The following is an 18,661-nucleotide window of genomic DNA, read 5'->3' as shown; positions in this document are numbered from 1 at the left end:
GCGTTTCACATCGACCTTCACCAGATTTACTCCTCTGCCTGATTCAGCGCATCTCCAATTAACTCTAGATACTCATCAATAGTATAAGCAATCGACAGTGGATTCGGTGTACCAGCTGCTCCTAATTCAGAGCCACCATTAATAAATGCCACTGATCCTCTTTCAATAGCAGGAATTTGACCAAGACGAGCATCCTTTTGTAACGCTTCAAATAATTCATCGTCTCCATAACCAAGAATAACATCAACATTATTAAGGATATCTGCATTCTCAGCACTTAAACTTAATGAAAAGTCTTCTTCGTTCGGTAGCTCATCTTTAATTTCTTGAGGAAATTCCATATTTAATTCTTCTGTTAAGAATGCAACCCGTGTATCTGCAGGTGTATATAAATGTAAATTAGACGTATCCGTTGCAGAGAAGTTTACCCAAGCGACGGTCTTCCCTTCAATTTCTGGGTATTCAGCTAATTTTTCATCAATGAGCTGTTCTGTATCTTCAATCAGTTGCTCGCCTTGTTCTTTCAAACCCATGCCTTCTGCATTCATCAACACATGATCACGCCAAGACGTTGTCCAAGGAGAAGTTGGATACGCAACAACTGGTGCGATTTCACTTAAAAGATTGTAATCTTCCTCTGTGATACCTGAGTAAGCAGCGAGTATCACATCTGGTTGTGAATCAGCAATAGCCTCAAAGTCTAGCCCATCTGTGTCTTGATAAACATTTGGGTCTTCTTCACCTAGTTCTTCAAGCTTTTCTGCTGTCCATGGTAGTAAACCGCTATCATCTTGTACACCGAAATTGGCAGCAGAGAATCCAACGGGCACAACACCTAATGCTAAAGCTACATCTTGGTTACCCCATTGCACGGTGGCAATACGTTCAGGTACTGAGTCAAGTACCGTTTCTCCAAATGCATGTTCAATGACAATTTGTTCTTCCGTACTGCTATCAACAGTAGCATCTGTATCGTCTGAAGACGTGTCATTAGAGCTATCTGAACAACCTGCTAGTGCAGCAATCATTGCTGTAGAAAACAAAAATAGTTTAGATGAGTGGTTAAGCTTAATCATATCGTACGTTCTCCTCTTCCTATGTACATCTCTTTATAATTGAAAATGATAATCGATATCAATTATATTAGTGTACCTTCCTCCGAAAGTCAATTTTATTTTGCAGCCTGTTCGATCCTTTCATTTTTTTCATCAAAAACAGGATTATGAGAAGAAATGAAAATGTCCATGGCTGACTCTGGTTTTATATAAGTCTTTGCATGATTTACTGCTGTAGCCGCATCGGTAAATGCACCTGCCAACAGATGAATTTTGTTGCCAAACATCGCGCTATCACCAGCAGCATAGATTCCATCTTTTCCAGTTTCGAGTTTATTATTGACGAGAATATGTCTGTCATCTGTTTTTAGACCCCAGTTTCGAATTCCTCCAATGTCTGCCTTCATTCCATGATTGACAATGACTGCATCTACTTTTACATGCTCACATCTATTCAAAAAGACACCTTTATCATCTACTTGATCAATCTCTACAGCATTAATCCTTGCTTGATCACCATCAAGTCGTTTAACGGCAAACGGCATTTTAACCCGAATACGATTAGTAAACATTTTTTCTACATTTCGCTCATGTCCTTTAAACTCGTTTCGACGATGAACAACCATTACATCATGGGCGATACCATATAAAGCGTTCGCAAAATCAACAGCAGAGTCTCCACCACCAGAAATTAATACACGCTTCCCTTTATATTGTTTTACGTCTGTTACAGTGTAATGAAGGTTTGAATTCTCATATTTATCTGCATCTTTAACCGATAATTTTATTGCACTTTTTGTACCATACCCGATCGAAAGAACGATGGTACGTGTAAGGTGACACTCACCTGTACTGGACTGGATGATATAGTACCCTTCTCTTGTACGTTCAATATCTTGAATCTGTTGATTTAAGACAATAGTTGGATCAAACGTCATTGCTTGCGCTATAAGCTGCCTAGCGAGTTGCTTTGCTTTAATTGGCGGTTGTCCTCCAACATCCCATATCATCTTATCTGGATAGCTATTTAATTTCCCTCCTAAATAAGGGCTTGCTTCGATTAATTTTGTTTTCATTGAGCGCATACCACTATAAAAAGCAGCGAAAAGGCCTGCAGGTCCTCCACCAACAATGGTGATATCATAAAGCTGTAATTCATTCTGCATACAATCACTCCTCTCTCTTTAATAATACTGATAAAGATTCTCATTATCAATATATTTTATCATTTTTTTCTCCCATCTCGTTTTTACATTGATCCAATGCCATGATACCCTTTCTATAACCGGATAGATAAAGGGGGCTATAGACATGATCGTACTAATAGGAGCGTCCTTGCTTATTCCATTTTTTTATTATGGATACAAAGAGCTCCAATTCTTTCAATCAAAAGAAGCAAAAGAAGAAACAAATACTGAAGGCTATCGAAAAGCGAGTATCTATGCATTTCCCTTATTACCATTAGGATGGTTCCTCTTCGAAATGAGCCACCGCTTTTTCACCCTTTCTTTTGATACATATCGCGACCTCATCTGGATACTTATTCTCATTTCTTGTATTGTTTACGGCTTCACCCTTCAACACCAACGTCGAAAAACAGCCAAAAACCTCTCATAATTTCGAGAGGTTTAATTGGCTTGTATAGAAATATTAAGCCAGGGGCGACCGTGCAACCATCTTACACTCACCGGTAATTTAAAGGTAGCGGACAATGATTCATTAGTCAGTACTTCGTCTTTCCGACCAGATCCTATCACTTCACCATCACGAACCATTAATACATTGGTTATGACATCAGATATTTCTTCAATATGATGCGTAACATAAATGATGTGACTTCCTCTTGCACTAATTTCATTCATTACGTTGATTAACTCTTCACGTGTTAATACATCTAAACCTGTACACGGTTCATCTAGAATGAGAATGTCAGGATTATTCATTAAAGCTCGTCCAATTAAGACCCGTCTTTTTTCGCCTTGAGATAAAACAGAAAATGATTTGCCTTTCAAATGTTGTAAACGAAGTGCTTCAAGAATATCATTCACACGCAGCCATTCTTGATCGGATAAATGTTCATATAAGCCGAAGGAAGCGTACTTACCACTTGCTACTATTTCCTCTGCAGTTTCATTTTGCATAATATGCAAAAAGCGGTCTAACGAACTACTGACGTAACCAATTCTTTTTCGAAGATTAGGTAAATTTGTTTTACCGAATTCATTCCCTAATACGGATATCGTTCCTGTTGTCGGAAAAGCATAGCCGTTGATTAAATTCAGTAAAGTCGTTTTCCCAGACCCGTTTAATCCGAGTATACACCAATGCTCCCCTTGGTTAATGGTCCAATTTATATCGTTTAACACCTGCTGTCCATCTCTTTTAAATGTGACATTTCGGCACGTGACTATGTGAGTCATTTCGCATTCTCCATTCGCTTAAAAAGGATCTTCCTATCGTATCATTTTCACACATTTTTTGCACGATTCAATCTAATTGATTTCTCATGTTCGTTCAACGGTAATAGTGATTCATTTTTCGTTTCATTTCGTTCAATTCTCTCTCAACATGATGTAAATCTTTTTGTAATGAAACGAGTAGATCTTCTATATCCTGATAATGACGTAGCCCACCTACTGTTGAAGATGCCCCAGAAAAGACAATAAGTTCTTCCATGTCTTCATCAGATAATGGCGTTGTCGTTTGATTGACTCTTGAAACATCTCTTCCTATTTTTACGCCTAAAAAAAACAATGTCGATGAAATGACGTCAATAAGCGTTTCGAAGTAAAAACAATCCTCTGATAGTCTAAGTTTCTCTTGTTCCTCTTGATTCTCCATTCGGATCACCCTTTTCATTATCACCATTATTATATGAACCTAGAATGGCAGCAAGCACTGAAAAAAGCCTGAAACAAAAAGTATTGGATTCTATTTATACTTATGCACTAAAAAAGGAACCTTAGTGTTCTACAGAAGCTTTAAAAATCGATAAGGCTTCTATTTTTTTAACAAAAACCGGTAGATTCATGTTGGGAAAATGGAAAACGATGTAGATTAATGGGTTTTTATAGGGGATAATCTTAACGTAAGTTAAAAAAGGAGGCGTTTCCAATTAAAAATCTATTAATCTCTCTATCTCTTTCTAGTATTGCCGCTACAACGCTTTTGCCTTCATCTGTTCAAGCTAGTACGCTCACGTATCAAGGTCCTGTTCAAGCCTTACAAGCTTCTTGGTCTTATGAAGGGGAGACAGGACCAGAACATTGGGGAGAACTCGATGAATCTTATGCGATGTGTTCGATTGGTGAGCAACAATCTCCAATTGCATTATCGTATAGCAATCTATCTTCTGCAAAATGGCCGCTTATCAATACATATCAACCAACAACATTTTCTGTTCAGAACAACGGCCATACCATTCAAGCAGATGTGCACGGATCGACGGGAAGCACCCTTCGCCTAGCCGGTGTACCGTATACACTCGCTCAATTTCATTTTCACACACCAAGTGAGCACACACTAGAAGATGAACATTTCGAAATGGAATTACATCTCGTTCATGTAGACAAAAATGATAATTTAGCAGTTTTAGGGGTGCTAATGGAAGAAGGAGCCCATCACGAAGCACTGGACCAAGTATGGGACTTAATGCCAACGGAGGAAGGTACAGCTACGGAAACCGTTGTACTCGACCCTAACGATTTCATCCCCGGCGAATTGAATTCCTTTCAATACGAAGGTTCTTTAACAACGCCTCCATGTGATGAAGGGGTAAAATGGACAGTTTTGGATGAGCCAATAGAGGTTTCAAGAGAGCAACTTGATCGCTTTCAATCGATCTATCCATCTAACTATCGCCCTGTTCAAGACTTAGGTAACCGAGAAGTCGGGTATCACTATCATTGATAAAAAAGCTGGCTACTTATGCCAGCTTTTTAATTTATAATCGTTGTTTATACTGTTAACTTCCCTTCTATACAGGTGACTGTCCTGCCACCTATTAAAATGTGGCCGTCTCGATAGCGAATGTCAACTTTCCCATCACGACCTACACAACTACCTTGGCTGGTTGAAAATTCCGTTACAGGCAATGCCATCTTACGCACCATAGTAGCTACTGCTCCATTTCCACTACCGCAAACAGGATCTTCCGGTACGCCTTCGCCTGGAGCAAATGATCGAACTTCAAACAGTGAGTCTACATTACTACTGTCTCCAAAAATGGTTACACCTGTTATTCCTGAAGGTATAACCTTCATTAATTGATTCATAACTGGTCTAAGACGTTTAATATTAACGTCTCTATTTATTTTTAATGTTAACCAGACAGGGCCTACATCTATAATCAAACGATCTTCAATGTATTCATTGCTAACTCCAATAGCTTCTGCTATGTGTTGGACGATTTCTTCATCAACATGCTCTACTTTTGGTTCAGGTAATTCGAAGAAAAACCTATCATCCTCTTGTATAATTGTAACAAGACCTCTTTGACATTCTTGAATAATACGTCCTTCCTGTTTTGGCTTTAACCCCCGCTCCATAACGGCTGCTACAGAACCAATCGTTGGGTGACCAGCGAAAGGAAGCTCACTATGAGGGGTAAAGATACGCAGTTTATAATCTGCCAGTGGATAATCTGCTTTACAGACAAAAGTGGTTTCAGATAGATTTGTCCAATTTGCGATAGCCTGCATAATCTCGGTCGATAGCCCGTCTCCATTATGTATGACGGCTACAGGATTTCCTTTAAACGGCTTAGTTGTAAATACATCGACTTGTTGAAAATCAAAACCCATAAACATTCACTCCTTTTAAAAAAGGATAAGGCAAGAATGCTTAAATTGAAAGTGAAAATACCATGAGACCTGATTGCTACTTATTCAACATATCTTCCGTAATCTGGTTTATACACTTCTTTAAAATTTGCTATTAACGCAATTAACCCAGACGTTAGTTCTTCACCAGAAACGGGGACTCCGTGACCAGTAACAGCTACTAGCGGTTCAAGCTTCTGTAAGTTTACAATAGATTTTTCTGCTTCATTCCAATCAGTCGTAAAATAGCGAGGCGGACCATTTACTTCTTGTTTTTGAACAATCGTTTCATATAATTGATCTTGTCGAACCGTAGTGAATGCATCTCCCACAAGTAAACACCGATCGTGTTCACGAAAAAAGGAAACGTGTCCTGGGGTATGACCTGGAGTATGAATCCATTGAAATGATTCTAAAAAAGGGACTTCTCCCTCTGGTAAGGCAGAGACATGTTCAATTATTTGAATGGGTTCGTTAGGGAATAAAGAAGAAATCTTTGCCAATAGACCACCTTCGACGCTTGGATCTGGCTCTGGATATCGTTCTTTTCCAGTCAGATATGGCAACTCTAAAGGGTGTGCATATACTTGTACTTGCCAATAATCAATAAGTTCAATAATAGAACCAACATGATCAAAATGACCATGGGTTAATAGAATGGCTTTTGGTTTTTTTGTGCCATATATTGATTGAGCAGCTTCTATAATATCTTTTGCTCCACCTGGAACACCTGCATCAACGACTACGTAGTCACCGACGTTTGAATGGCCAATAAAGAAAACATTTACAAAGGCATTTGTATATTGAAAGACATCTTCACATACTTGAATGGTCACGCCATTTCCAATTGTTGTTAGTGGGAGTGTTTTGTAGTCATCACCATAGGACATCTTGTTTTTCATTTTCATCCTCCTTAAGAATACATCTGCCTTTATAGGCTTTTCTCTTTTAAAATCCAAGGAACAGCATCAGCCAAAGTTTTAAAAACGGCATCTGCACCATAATTTGCATTCGTTCGACTACCGACTAAAACCGTTTTACAGCCTGCCTTCTTACCTGCTTTAATGTCGGGTTCTCGATCGCCTACCATGATACTTGTTGTTGGATCGACTCCATACATATCGCTTAATTGCTTGATCATAAGCGGGCCTGGCTTTCGACAATGACAACCTTCATTTGGTCGATGGATACAATATGCGATATCGTTGACGGTTGCACCATGTTGAGCTAGGAGTTTAACCATTTTTTCATGAATCGTGCGCAGTGTCTTTTCTGTCATATAGCCAAGACCTACACCACCTTGATTTGTCACGACAAAAACAGCGAAACCAGATTGATTAAAAGATCGAATGGCTTCTCCAACCCCATCAAGTAAGTAAAAGTCAGTTGGTTTATTGACAAACGTTACTCTGTTCGTTTTAACCTCATTAATAACGCCATCTCGGTCTAAAAATACGGCTTGATTCATGTCATCCTCCGTTTCGTTCTTTTCTTGTCCTAGCATTTGTTCTTGAATCTAAATTATGTGTTTTTTATTTATACAAACGGTCTTTTTCTGTATAAATATAGAAAAAAACGAAGATGAGCTTGTCATCTTCGTTTTCGTTCGTATTAGACGACTTTTGTCGTCCAGCTCTCACAGTTCCATGTTTCCGTAACAATATCTTGATAAAATTCTGGTTCGTGGGAAATCAACATAATGCTACCTTTGTATGCCTTTAATGCGCGTTTTAGTTCTTCTTTTGCATCTACATCTAAATGGTTTGTTGGCTCATCCAGGACTAAAATATTCGACTCTCGATTAATCAGTTTGCATAAGCGGACTTTGGCTTTTTCGCCCCCACTTAACACAACCATCTTACTCTCAATGTGTTTTGTAGTAAGGCCACATTTTGCTAGAGCTGAACGAACTTCTCCTTGTCCGAGAGAAGGGAACTCTTGCCAAATTTCTTCAATGCACGTATTATTCGTTGCTTTTGCCTCTTGTTCAAAATAACCAACCTCTTGATAATCGCCTCGTTCGACTGCACCAGAAATAGGCTTTTGAATGCCAAGTAAACTTTTCAAAAGGGTCGTTTTCCCGATACCGTTCGCTCCAACTAAAGCAATTTTCTGCCCACGCTCCATCCGTAAATCAAGCGGTCTAGATAATGGCTCATCGTACCCAATAACAAGCTCTTTTGTCTCGAAAATAAGCTTACTTGTTGAACGAGCTTCTTTGAAATGAAATTCTGGTTTTGGTTTTTCTTTTGCAAGTTCAATGACATCCATTTTATCCAGTTTCTTCTGCCTAGACATAGCCATGTTTCGTGTGGAAACTCGTGCTTTATTCCGAGCAACAAAGTCTTTTAACTGAGACATTTCCTGCTGCTGGCGTTTATACGCTGCTTCAAGCTGTTGCTTTTTCATTTCGTGCACTTCTAGAAAGTGATCATAATCCCCAACATAGCGGTTTAACTCTTGATTTTCCATATGATAAATTAAATTAATAACACTGTTCAAAAATGGAATATCATGAGAAATAAGAATAAACGCATTCTCATATTCCTGTAGGTATCGTCTTAGCCATTCAATATGTTGTTCATCTAAATAGTTTGTCGGCTCATCTAGTAAAAGAATGTCCGGTTTTTCAAGTAATAGTTTCGCCAGTAATACTTTCGTTCGCTGTCCACCACTTAAATCTTCTACATCTTTTTCTAAACCGACATCATCTAGCCCTAGACCACGAGCAACTTCTTCCACTTTTGCGTCAATGGTATAGAAATCATTGTTCGTCAGCGTGTCTTGAATGACACCAACCTCTTCTAATAGCTTTTCCAGCTCTTCTGGAGTGACGTCTCCCATTTTCTCGTACATTTGATTCATTTCAGTTTCCATGTCGTACAAATACTGAAACGCACCTTTTAGCACATCCCGCATGGTCATTCCACGCTCAAGAACGGTATGCTGGTCTAAATAGCCAACTCGAACTTTCTTTGACCATTCTACTTTTCCTTCATCTGGCATAAGCTTACCGGTAATAATATTCATAAACGTTGATTTTCCTTCACCGTTTGCACCAATTAATCCAATATGTTCGCCTTTTAATAATCGAAACGAAACATCTTGAAAAATGGCACGATCACCGAAGCCGTGGCTTAAATTTTTCACTGTTAAAATACTCATCTATTATCAATCCTTTATGCGTAAGCGTTATCTGCTTTTCCAATAAACAATTGTACCACAACTATCCATACAGTGTAAGCTTACACTCCTGTCAGGCTATATAAAAGTAGAGAATATATGGTATATTCTAAAAGGGAAAGGAGGGATCATATGGAAACAAAACCAGCAGGATTTTGGATACGACTTGGGGCCCTTTTACTTGATGGTATTTTATTTAATGGATTGGCATTTCTTCTAGGATTATTCTTACTAGCAGCTTGGCAAGATGGTATTACAGAATTAGCACAGTTTTTGTACGCACTACTACTACCAGTTTTTTGGTATGGTTACACGGTCGGTAAACGGGTGTTTAAGATTCGCATCATTCACATGGACGGTACAAACGTAGGAATTTGGACAATGATTAAACGTACTATTATTGGCGGCCTTATCTATGTGTTACCTATACTTATTAGCGTTACAATCCTCTCTTTCACTGTTGATACACGAATATGGCTAACATTCGTACAAAACAACGATTTGAGTGAGGAATTCATTTTATCTGGATTCGATTTCACCATACTAGCTCTTGGCTTTTTTCCATCTTTAATTTTATTAGTTGCTAGTGCGTTTATGGTTGGCTTATCAAAATCAAGACGCTCCATACATGACCTTATTGCAGGCACCTATGTTACGAAGCAGTCACCAGCAGAAACAGAGAAGATTGACAAAGAAGCAAATGAACATTGACCGATTGACACTTCCTTAAAGCCGTGCTAACTTATGAGTAATTACGTATTCAGGCGACATAACTATGGGCGTTATGTTAGCGAATTAGCACATGTATGCTTTAATGCAGGGCCTCCCGTTTCACAGGAGGTCCTGTTTTTATTTGGGGAGGAACCGTTTTGGACAAAAGAATTTACCTATTAACAACGCTTACCTTTATTGTAGGCCTAGTTGAATTAATTATTGGAGGTATCTTACCTTTCATTGCAGCTGATTTAGATATCACACTAGGTCAAGCCGGCTTATTAATTTCTGCTTTTTCTCTCAGCTTTGCGATTGCTGGTCCGGTTTTGCTATCCCTTACTGCAAAAGTGGAACGAAAAAAATTAATTATGATTGTTCTCGTGCTATTTTTGTTTTCAAATGGTATTGCGGTCATCAGCAATAGTTTATTCGTACTTCTTGTATCACGTATTTTATCGGCATCAGGTGCGGCTCTCCTTGTTTCGTTATGTTTAACCATTGCATCGCAAATTAGTTCAGAAGCCTATCGCTCCAGAGCCATTGGAACTGTATTGATGGGTGTAAGTGCCTCGTTAGTATTAGGTGTACCATTAGGTCTATTTCTTGGAAACGAATGGGGGTGGCGGGCGCCGTTTGTCTTTATTGTAGTTGTAACCTTTATTTTAATGGTATTGATCCAGTTCACATTAAATCCCATTGAACCAAAGCCGTATGTGCCTCTATCGACACAACTACGTGCCCTACGGAAACCAACTATTTTGATGGTACATTCTGTTTCCATTTTGTTTTTTATTGGTCATTTAACACTATATGCGTTTTTAACACCCTTCTTACAATCAACGTTACATGTATCAGGGAATGCCCTAAGCTTTCTTTATTTGTTATTCGGTATAGCGGCTATTTGCGGAAGTTGGTTTGGGGGATATGCATCGGATCGATTTGGCAATCGACAGACGATGGTTGTCGCATTATCCTTTTTTGCCTTTGTCCTGTTTATCATACCGCTTGTTTCAAACAGCGGGATACTACTTATTCCACTTTTAATGTTGTGGAACTTTTTAAGCTGGACGATTACACCGGCTATACAAGGACATCTCGTTGCTTCTGCACCGAAAACGTCTGACATCCAACAAAGTATTAACAACTCTGCTACTCATGTTGGTATGGCCATTGGCTCGGTTGTTGGTGGATTGACAATTGATGTATACACGGTCGATTTTAATGCCCCTGTAGGCGGTTTATTTGCTGTCATTGGATTAATTGTTGCGATTATCGCTGTGAAAATGAAATAAAAGTCGACGAGAAAAAGCGTTCATACGATCGTATGAACGCTTCTTTTTATTTCTCTACTTTTACAAGCTGCTTGCCTATATTTTTCCCTTTAAATAAACCAAGAAAAGCTTCTGGTACTTTATCGAATCCTTCATGAATCGTTTCTTCAAACTGTAATTCATCGTTTTGTAAATAACGTGATAAATCCGCGTACGCTTCCTTGTAATGACTTTGGAAATCACCTACAAGGAAACCTTGCATTTTCACACGAGCTTTTACCAGGTATCCTTGCACCCGTCTTCCTATATCTTCTTCTCCTTGTTCTAGATTATACGAAGAAATCGCACCACAAACAGGGACTCTAGCGAATGAGTTAAGAAGCGGCCAGACTTGATCTGAGATCTCGCCACCAACATTTTCAAAATAAACATCAATTCCATTTGGACATGCTTGTTCTAATGCTTGCCCCACATGCTTTTCTTTGTAGTCAATAGCCTCGTCAAACCCGATAGAACGAATATAGTCTGCTTTTTCCTTTGAACCAACAATGCCCACAACGTGTGCACCTTTTCGTTTAGCTAATTGCCCTGCAATGGACCCAACGGCACCTGCTGCACCTGATACCACGACAGTCTCGCCTTCTTTCGGCTCGCCAATGTGATACATACCAAAGTACGCCGTGAGCCCTGGCATTCCTAACACACCTAACGCTGTTGACATCGGTGCTCCGTGTAGGTCAAGTTTACGTACAGTGTCTGCAGGAACAGTATTGTATTCTTGCCAATTTAATGCACCTGAAACAATATCGCCAACCTTTAACTTTTCTGATTTTGTTTTCGTGACTTCTGCCACAATTCCACCGTTTAAAGGTTCTCCTATTTGAAAGGGTTCTACATACGATTTTGTATCGTTCATTCTTCCTCGCATGTACGGATCAACTGAGAGATAGCGGGTTTTTAACGTCACTTCATCTTGTGTAGGCTCTTTCACTTCCCCCTCTTCATACGAAAAAGTCTCTTCACTAGGCCACCCGTCAGGCCGTTCACGCAGTCGAATTTGTTGTTGCTTCATCTTGTCTTTCCTCCTTTATATCCATCTATTGGTTTATTCCACGTTAATCCTCGTATTAAACAGATGGATCAAAAACGTCCATCACATACCCTTTTTGAGGAATTGCTTTGGTGAAGTACCAATATACTTTTTGAAAACTGCACTGAAATATTTGTAATCGCTAAACCCCGTTTGTTCAGCCACTTCATAGACTAGACTATTTTCGTGCTGCAATTTTTGAATCGCTTTAGTTAATCGATAACGGGTTAGTAACTCATTAAAACTATACCCCGTTCGCTCTTTTAATTTTGTATTCACGCTTACAGTTGAAAGACCAATCACTTTACTAGCCATCGCCAAGCTAATTTTTTGATCATAGTGTTTTTCAATATATCGAATCGCATCTGCAGCATAACTAGAACCTTCTGTCCATTCTACTTTTAAATCAAGTACATGGCGATGACTGTTCGATTGGCTCGATGATCTTTTTTCTTGTACACTCATTGCTAACTCATGAAGTGTCGCTTCAAAGTCTTTTAAATCAACAGGCTTTAATAGATAATTGTGCACACCTAGTCGAATCGCTTGTTGTGCGTATTGAAATTCTCCATAACCTGAAAGAATGATGGCTTCGTACTGACAGACGTCTTTTGTTTCTTGCAACATTTCCAAGCCATCTTTAAAGGGCATACGAATATCTGTAATCACAATATCTGGCTTTTTCTCCAAAATAAGCTGACAGCCCTCGATTCCGCTTTCTGCCGTACCAATGACAATGCAGTTCGTTTTGAGCCAATCAATTCGGTAAAGTAATCCTTTTAAAATAATTGGTTCATCTTCTACAATAATGACTTTCAACATGGTTTCACCCCTTTTGTAGTGGCAACGTAATTGTCATAATTGTTCCATCTTCAACTTGTGAGTGCATCATTAAACCATAATCATCTCCGTATAAAAGCTGTATAAGCTGATGTACAGTATGAAGACCTGTTTGTTCTGATGCTTCTTTTTCTCCAAGATAAATCGCTTTAATTTCTTCCACTTTTTCTTTAGCAAGGCCCATTCCGTTATCTTTAATCTCAATCGTTAGCAGATCACCGTCTGTCTTGATCGTTACTTCAATCGATAAAGAATGGGTTTTATGAATATTATGTTTGATTGCGTTTTCAATTAATGGTTGAATGAGTAATTTTGGAATAGACGCTTCGTCTAATATAGATTCTGGAATGAACGTCATTTCATAGTGTAGCCTTTTTCCATATCTCATTTTTTGTAAAGAAAAATAATCGTTAAGATAACGTATATCCTCTCCGAGCGGCACTAATGTTTGTCCAAAGTTAGCGTTATAGCGCATCAATGTTGCTGTTTTCACTACCATGTCAGAAGCACTTTGCGGATCAGCCATAAGTTCATATTTAATCATTTCAAGAACATTGAAAAGAAAATGAGGATTAAACTTTGCTTCAAGATGCTTTAATTCACTGATACGCTTCTTCTCCATTATAATTTGATTTTCATCTAACAATCGCTCAACCTCAGATACACGACTTCGGTATTCTTCATAAATAATTTCGACTTCTTCATAATTCGGCTCGTGATCAAGATGACTATACTTCTTTTTTGATGCCATTAGCGCGACTAATCCATCAAATGGCTGCAATGATTTCGCGACAATCTTTGGTGCAACAAACCAAACAACGAGTAGAATAGCAATACTACTTATCATCATTGTCAATACACCATATAACACCAGTAAACGATAAATGGATATTGGTGTCATTGTAATGATCTGAATCCCTTGCTTAGAAAGAGTCGTTTGTGTTTTATAAAACATGTCTCCGTCATGCGTAATCCAGTTCCCTTTTCGATTCACGTCAAGTTTTCCTAGGGTCGTCAATCCATAGGAATAATTAGAAAAAATCACATTCTCAAACAAATCGGTTACGTACACATAATGTTGATCTGGAAACGACTGTAAGTCGAGGAAATAAAACAAATACCCAAGTAAGCCTTCCTCTCCACCGATTGCCGCTGAGAAAACATAGGAAGAGCGATGATGAACATCTCGTAATGGGCTCGTTAAACGCGTCCCAACGACACCAGCGCCTTCTAACTTATGAGTAAGAGCATTTAAAGCAACACCATTTCTTGCCTCCTCCTCTGTTCCGCTATAAAAGCTTGTAGCCACCACTTCTTCATCATCATTTAACAACAAAAAATTTGCATGTAAGGACTGATGATTTCGAAAATCATACAAGATTTTATAAGCCTCACTTGCTTGTTCTCCTGTTTCTAAAAAGGTGTGAATCGTTGATGAAGCATTAACTAGCTCTTCCATCCCATTAGAATAGGCTGCGAATCCAGATTCTACGTCAGCTAAAACATGCTCATGATTTGCTTCATTAGGCTCAATAACTGTTAAACGAAATACGATTGATAATAATAATAAATAAATAAAAAAGATAACAGTAACCACCACGATGGCATAGGTGAAAAAGGAGCGCTTAATCTCGTCTTTCATTTTCTTTGATTTCATATCGATTCACCTCCTGTAACGATGCGTATAGCTTTTTTTCTTCGCTAATATCTCTCCTCCTATAAACTCATTTACTAGTTCTCTCCTTTCATCAAGTAAGCGTTATCATTCCATCATAAAGCACAATCTCCATATTTGAATAAGTTTGCTTTTTTGAAAAACGAATTTATTTTCAGATAATTCTTTCATAAGACAAAAAAAAGCCTCTCTTTAGAAAGGCTTTCTGATCAAGATTCAAAATATCGTTTTGCATTTTGGTAAGAAATAGCTTGTATGAGTTTTCCTGCTTGTGGCAAATTAGCTGGAATCTCTCCATCTTCCATCCATTCACTGATAAATTGGCATAGAATACGTCTAAAATAATCGTGGCGAGCAAAAGACAGAAAGCTTCTCGAATCTGTTAACATTCCAACAAAATGATACAAAACTCCAACAGATGCCAAACTTGTCATTTGGCGGCGCATACCGTCTTTTGTATCATTGAACCACCAGCCTGATCCGAGCTGCATCTTTCCTGGCAGTCCTTCTTTTTGGAAGTTGCCAAGTGCACCCGCAATCATTTCGTTTTTCGTCCAATCGAGATTAAAGCAAATCGTCTTTGGTAGCTTGTCCAATTGTTCAAGCTCATTAAAGAAACGATTTAATGAAATGGCATACGAATCATCTTGGATCGAATCAAATCCACTATCTGGGCCGATGGTATCAAAAGCAGCACTATTGTTGTTACGAAGAGGACCAATGTGGAGTTGCATGACCCAGCCCTTATCAGCGTAAGCTTTCCCTAAATGTTCGAGAACAATAGATTGAATAAGTGTTCGTTCGTGTTCGTTCAAGCGCTTTTGTTGCAGCAATTGAGTAAATAGCTCTTCTGCCTGTTGAACAGTAGCTTTTTCAAACCGAAATTGACCAATACCGTGATCACTTGCTCGACAGCCACGTTCATGAAAGTAATCAATTCGATTCGTTAATGCTTGAAGGTACGACGATACATTGTTTATGTCAATTCCAGTCACATTTTCTAATTTACCAAGAAAATCTCGGAAGTTCTTTCCACCTACTTGCAAAGCAGCATCTGCACGAAACGTTGGTAACACTTTTGTTACAATTGTTTTATCTTGAGCAATTCGAACATGCTCCTCTAATGAATCGATAATTTGATCGGTTGTACAAAGTGTGTCTACATTGGCTTGCTGAAGCAAAGACCGCACTGTGACTTTTTTTTCTTGTAGCTGACGATTGGTCTCTTGCCAAATGCTTTCTGCTGTTTCTTCCGATAATAACGTTGAAATGCCAAACGTATGTGTTAACTCCATATGCGTCCAATGATACAGAGGATTGCCGAGAAGTTGAGGAACCGTTCTTGCCCATGCGAAGAATTTTTCTTTATCCGTTGCAGGACCAGTAATGAGCCTTTCTTCAATACCACATGCTCTCATCGCGCGCCATTTATAATGATCGTCACCTAACCACAACTCGGTAATGGTTTCATAGGATTTGTCATTCGCGATCGACTCTGGATCTAGGTGACTATGAAAATCATAGATAGGCATTGTCTTGGCATAATTGTGATACAGCGTTTTTGCATACTCGTTTTGAAGCATAAAGTTTTCGTGTATAAACATTAGCAAATCACTCCTCTTTGACCCGATTCAATGGTTTTACCATTAACTATGAGTGTTCGTCTATCTCCTGTTGCAATAGTAAAGATGGCTTCTTTATAAGGTAGTACATACCCATGGTGATCTACCGTAACAGTTATAGATATTGTGTCTGCCGTAGTAGTCATGTCTAAATGAACAAGAGCATGGTTTTCTTTCCAATCACGTGAAATCCCATCGTCCTCATATAACGTATAGCTGCTGCGGTGATTCGCACCCTCTTCCGGAAACAAAAGGAAGCCCCGTACATCCTCATCTTTCTTTTTAAACGTTCGTTCGGCACCATTCACTGGTATCATGGAGCCTGCTTTTACAAGTAAAGGCGTTTCATGATCCGGTGCAGGCAATGTCACTTCAGTTCCTCCAGTAACAGCTGTTCCCCGATAGAAATCAAACCAGCCCCCTTTGGATTTCGGTGCATACACACGCCTCTCATCTACACCAGGCTCTACGACAGATGCAACCAAAAATGCTGGTCCAGCGAGGAAATCATCATTTTCTTCCCAAGTCTTGGCATCCCCTTCAAAATCAAAGAATGTTGGTTTCATAATAGGCTCATGGCGCGTGCGCGCTTCATAGAACGTCGTATACCAATAGGGTGTTAACATGGAACGAAGCTGAATGAGTGCGCGAATGGCTGATGTCGCCTCTGGATACATCCATGGTTCATTTACGGTTTGATCCTCGTTCCAAGAATGAATGGTAAAGCGTGGATGAAAGATCCCATTTTGTACCCAACGGATAAATAACTCTTGATCTGGCTTTGGTCCGGCAAATCCACCGACATCATGACCATAGTTGTAAATACCTGACAAACTCAATCCTAGACCGGTTTTCGTATTGAAGCGAATCGTTTTCCATTCTGTGCGATTATCACCTGTCCAAGTCTGAACGTAACGCTGCATTCCTGGCCCTCCAGAACGCGAAATAAGAAACGGCCGCTCTTCTTTTGTAAATGCCTCTTGTGCCTCAAATGACGCTTTCATCATTAATAGTGGAAACAGCCCGCGAATGGTCTGAAATGGTAGCGCGTGATCAAATCCATTCACTTGTGCGTGTTCATTCCAAATTTCATATTCATTGTTATCGTTCCAGGTGGATGAAATACCGTATTCAAGCAACTGGTTTGTCACTTGTGTCTTCCACCAGTTGAATGCGTGCTTGTTCGTAAAATCAAGATAGGCGCCACCACCATCCCAAAACTGAGCTAACTCGGTTTTCCCTTGACCATCAGTAATAAAATAATCGTTTTCCTCAAGTTCTTCATATGCAGGATGACCTGCTAAAAAAGCTGGCTTAATATTCGCTGCAAGCCGCAAGCCTTTTTCACGGAAATCCGCCGCTAGTTTTTTGGCGTCAGGAAATTTTTCTTTGTTCCAATGAAACACATAACGCTTGTCTCCGATAGAAGTGTAACCAGAAGATAGTTGAAAAGAGTCACAGAGAATATCGTGCTCTTCACAATCAGCGATAAATTGATAAAGCTGTTCTTGCGCATTGGACGCATCTGTATAGCTCATGGTTGATCCAGAATATCCGATGCTCCACTTTGGTGGCATCATTGTGTTTCCTGTAAGCCACGTATACGTTTGCACAACGTCTCTTACTGTTGGACCACCGATCATATAATAATCCAAATCTCCAGCTTCTGCTTCAAAGTAACGATACAAACTATGGTAATTATCTAATTCTCTTCCAAGATCGATATAGCCTGGTGCAAGATTATCATAAAACAAGCCGTAGGAATAACTCGTTTTCGGATTGCGCGTGATATAAAAGGGAATATGTTTGTATAGCGGGTCTGAATATTGAGCGTCGTAACCCATTGCATCAATTGTTAGATTACGGAAACGACCATGGTGACGATTTAACTCCCCTGTTCGTTCTCCTAGCCCAAAATAGTGCTCGCTAATATCTCTTTTTAAATAATGTTTAAGCGATTTCCCTAACTCGCCTTTAAAATTATATGCTTGAGTCATTCGATCACTGGCAAATTCAACCCACTCACCTTGCTGTTTTTGGAACCATGCCATGCGAAATCCTTCTTTTTGAATCACTGCTTTCAGTTCATTTGTAGCGATTTCTATATGACGATCGTACTCTTTCGTCGCAAACGTCGGACACGTAAACCCTTCAGTGCTGAAACGCGGACGTCCTTCTACTGGTACATCATCGCAGCCTGGAGCAATGCTCCATGTTTGCGGTACTTCTAAACCCTCTTCTTTTTCAAAAAGAACTCGAAATATGCCTTGTTCAAGTACAAATACATATGCTGTCATTTGCGCTTCCGAACTATAAAAAGATAGTAAAGAGCCTTTTTTTTCTTTCAGCTCAAATTGATAGGGTGCTTGAATATTCATGGGTTTCTCTCCT

The 18,661-nt window shown here is 39.2% G+C and carries 17 protein-coding genes; 4 read left to right on the top strand and 13 right to left on the bottom strand.

What is annotated here, in order from left to right; genetic code table 11:
* Positions 1 to 26 precede the first annotated feature (26 nt).
* Both FPV17_RS10405 and FPV17_RS10400 read right to left on the bottom strand, forming a co-directional pair.
* Positions 27 to 1,076, bottom strand: coding sequence for an iron-siderophore ABC transporter substrate-binding protein (locus FPV17_RS10405; RefSeq protein ID WP_144558943.1), 1,050 nt, complete (start codon positions 1,074 to 1,076; stop codon positions 27 to 29).
* Positions 1,077 to 1,171: 95 nt separating this feature from the next.
* On the bottom strand, positions 1,172 to 2,221 hold the full coding sequence (locus FPV17_RS10400; RefSeq protein ID WP_144558942.1) for an NAD(P)/FAD-dependent oxidoreductase: 1,050 nt from the start codon (positions 2,219 to 2,221) through the stop codon (positions 1,172 to 1,174).
* A 145-nt stretch (positions 2,222 to 2,366) separates the two neighbouring features.
* Between FPV17_RS10400 and FPV17_RS10395 the strand changes: the two genes are divergently transcribed.
* A complete protein-coding gene (locus tag FPV17_RS10395; protein WP_144558941.1) occupies positions 2,367 to 2,672 on the top strand; it encodes a hypothetical protein in 306 nt (101 codons plus the stop codon).
* An 11-nt stretch (positions 2,673 to 2,683) separates the two neighbouring features.
* Here FPV17_RS10395 and FPV17_RS10390 read toward each other — a convergent pair whose 3' ends face one another.
* Both FPV17_RS10390 and FPV17_RS10385 read right to left on the bottom strand, forming a co-directional pair.
* Positions 2,684 to 3,475, bottom strand: a complete 792-nt coding sequence (locus tag FPV17_RS10390) for an ABC transporter ATP-binding protein (RefSeq protein WP_144558940.1) — start codon at positions 3,473 to 3,475, stop codon at positions 2,684 to 2,686.
* Between the two features lie 94 nt (positions 3,476 to 3,569).
* A complete protein-coding gene (locus FPV17_RS10385) occupies positions 3,570 to 3,896 on the bottom strand; it encodes a hypothetical protein (RefSeq protein WP_035398916.1) in 327 nt (108 codons plus the stop codon).
* 327 nt (positions 3,897 to 4,223) lie between these two features.
* Here FPV17_RS10385 and FPV17_RS10380 point away from each other — a divergent pair, with 327 nt between their 5' ends.
* Complete coding sequence (locus tag FPV17_RS10380; RefSeq protein WP_052008355.1) at positions 4,224 to 4,964, top strand: carbonic anhydrase; 741 nt, start codon at positions 4,224 to 4,226, stop codon at positions 4,962 to 4,964.
* 47 nt (positions 4,965 to 5,011) lie between these two features.
* Here FPV17_RS10380 and FPV17_RS10375 read toward each other — a convergent pair whose 3' ends face one another.
* The 4 genes from FPV17_RS10375 to FPV17_RS10360 all read right to left on the bottom strand — a co-directional run bounded on the left by FPV17_RS10375 (position 5,012) and on the right by FPV17_RS10360 (position 9,040).
* Positions 5,012 to 5,857: a PhzF family phenazine biosynthesis protein gene (locus FPV17_RS10375; RefSeq protein WP_144558939.1), complete on the bottom strand. Its 846-nt coding sequence runs from the start codon at positions 5,855 to 5,857 to the stop codon at positions 5,012 to 5,014.
* Positions 5,858 to 5,937: 80 nt separating this feature from the next.
* Complete coding sequence (locus tag FPV17_RS10370; protein WP_035398910.1) at positions 5,938 to 6,777, bottom strand: MBL fold metallo-hydrolase; 840 nt, start codon at positions 6,775 to 6,777, stop codon at positions 5,938 to 5,940.
* Positions 6,778 to 6,806: 29 nt separating this feature from the next.
* Entirely contained in the window at positions 6,807 to 7,343 is a 537-nt protein-coding gene (locus FPV17_RS10365; RefSeq protein ID WP_035398908.1) for a D-glycero-alpha-D-manno-heptose-1,7-bisphosphate 7-phosphatase, read from the bottom strand.
* Positions 7,344 to 7,486: 143 nt separating this feature from the next.
* Positions 7,487 to 9,040, bottom strand: coding sequence for an ABC-F family ATP-binding cassette domain-containing protein (locus tag FPV17_RS10360; protein WP_144558938.1), 1,554 nt, complete (start codon positions 9,038 to 9,040; stop codon positions 7,487 to 7,489).
* 150 nt (positions 9,041 to 9,190) lie between these two features.
* Between FPV17_RS10360 and FPV17_RS10355 the strand changes: the two genes are divergently transcribed.
* Positions 9,191 to 9,769, top strand: coding sequence for an RDD family protein (locus FPV17_RS10355; protein WP_144558937.1), 579 nt, complete (start codon positions 9,191 to 9,193; stop codon positions 9,767 to 9,769).
* 158 nt (positions 9,770 to 9,927) lie between these two features.
* Positions 9,928 to 11,064 carry an MFS transporter gene (locus tag FPV17_RS10350; protein WP_144558936.1) on the top strand — a complete coding sequence of 379 codons (1,137 nt, stop codon included), beginning with the start codon at positions 9,928 to 9,930 and terminating at the stop codon, positions 11,062 to 11,064.
* A gap of 46 nt (positions 11,065 to 11,110) precedes the next feature.
* Here FPV17_RS10350 and FPV17_RS10345 read toward each other — a convergent pair whose 3' ends face one another.
* The 5 genes from FPV17_RS10345 to FPV17_RS10325 form a co-directional block, all read right to left on the bottom strand.
* Positions 11,111 to 12,115 (bottom strand): NADP-dependent oxidoreductase, encoded by a 1,005-nt coding sequence (locus FPV17_RS10345; protein WP_144558935.1) that lies wholly within the window; start codon positions 12,113 to 12,115, stop codon positions 11,111 to 11,113.
* Between the two features lie 81 nt (positions 12,116 to 12,196).
* Positions 12,197 to 12,955: a response regulator transcription factor gene (locus FPV17_RS10340; RefSeq protein ID WP_035398339.1), complete on the bottom strand. Its 759-nt coding sequence runs from the start codon at positions 12,953 to 12,955 to the stop codon at positions 12,197 to 12,199.
* Positions 12,956 to 12,959: 4 nt separating this feature from the next.
* Complete coding sequence (locus tag FPV17_RS10335) at positions 12,960 to 14,630, bottom strand: sensor histidine kinase (protein WP_144558934.1); 1,671 nt, start codon at positions 14,628 to 14,630, stop codon at positions 12,960 to 12,962.
* Positions 14,631 to 14,857: 227 nt separating this feature from the next.
* Positions 14,858 to 16,252 (bottom strand): glucuronate isomerase, encoded by a 1,395-nt coding sequence (uxaC, locus tag FPV17_RS10330; RefSeq protein WP_210244254.1) that lies wholly within the window; start codon positions 16,250 to 16,252, stop codon positions 14,858 to 14,860.
* Entirely contained in the window at positions 16,252 to 18,648 is a 2,397-nt protein-coding gene (locus FPV17_RS10325; RefSeq protein WP_144558932.1) for a glycoside hydrolase family 31 protein, read from the bottom strand. Before FPV17_RS10325 ends, uxaC begins: the two co-directional genes overlap by 1 nt.
* Positions 18,649 to 18,661: the final 13 nt, after the last annotated feature.

This window comes from Shouchella miscanthi, from assembly GCF_007725405.1.
GTDB classification, from domain to species: domain Bacteria; phylum Bacillota; class Bacilli; order Bacillales; family Bacillaceae_D; genus Shouchella; species Shouchella hunanensis.
This window is presented reverse-complemented; position numbering and strand designations above follow the sequence as displayed.

Bases quoted from the DNA above. Each gene is read 5' to 3' on its own strand.
- FPV17_RS10405 (WP_144558943.1), bottom strand. From the start codon at position 1,076: ATGATTAAGCTTAACCACTCATCTAAACTATTTTTGTTTTCTACAGCA.
- FPV17_RS10400 (WP_144558942.1), bottom strand. From the start codon at position 2,221: ATGCAGAATGAATTACAGCTTTATGATATCACCATTGTTGGTGGAGGA.
- FPV17_RS10395 (WP_144558941.1), top strand. From the start codon at position 2,367: ATGATCGTACTAATAGGAGCGTCCTTGCTTATTCCATTTTTTTATTAT.
- FPV17_RS10390 (WP_144558940.1), bottom strand. From the start codon at position 3,475: ATGACTCACATAGTCACGTGCCGAAATGTCACATTTAAAAGAGATGGA.
- FPV17_RS10385 (WP_035398916.1), bottom strand. From the start codon at position 3,896: ATGGAGAATCAAGAGGAACAAGAGAAACTTAGACTATCAGAGGATTGT.
- FPV17_RS10375 (WP_144558939.1), bottom strand. From the start codon at position 5,857: ATGGGTTTTGATTTTCAACAAGTCGATGTATTTACAACTAAGCCGTTT.
- FPV17_RS10370 (WP_035398910.1), bottom strand. From the start codon at position 6,777: ATGAAAAACAAGATGTCCTATGGTGATGACTACAAAACACTCCCACTA.
- FPV17_RS10365 (WP_035398908.1), bottom strand. From the start codon at position 7,343: ATGAATCAAGCCGTATTTTTAGACCGAGATGGCGTTATTAATGAGGTT.
- FPV17_RS10360 (WP_144558938.1), bottom strand. From the start codon at position 9,040: ATGAGTATTTTAACAGTGAAAAATTTAAGCCACGGCTTCGGTGATCGT.
- FPV17_RS10355 (WP_144558937.1), top strand. From the start codon at position 9,191: ATGGAAACAAAACCAGCAGGATTTTGGATACGACTTGGGGCCCTTTTA.
- FPV17_RS10345 (WP_144558935.1), bottom strand. From the start codon at position 12,115: ATGAAGCAACAACAAATTCGACTGCGTGAACGGCCTGACGGGTGGCCT.
- FPV17_RS10340 (WP_035398339.1), bottom strand. From the start codon at position 12,955: ATGTTGAAAGTCATTATTGTAGAAGATGAACCAATTATTTTAAAAGGA.
- FPV17_RS10335 (WP_144558934.1), bottom strand. From the start codon at position 14,630: ATGAAATCAAAGAAAATGAAAGACGAGATTAAGCGCTCCTTTTTCACC.
- uxaC (WP_210244254.1), bottom strand. From the start codon at position 16,252: ATGTTTATACACGAAAACTTTATGCTTCAAAACGAGTATGCAAAAACG.
- FPV17_RS10325 (WP_144558932.1), bottom strand. From the start codon at position 18,648: ATGAATATTCAAGCACCCTATCAATTTGAGCTGAAAGAAAAAAAAGGC.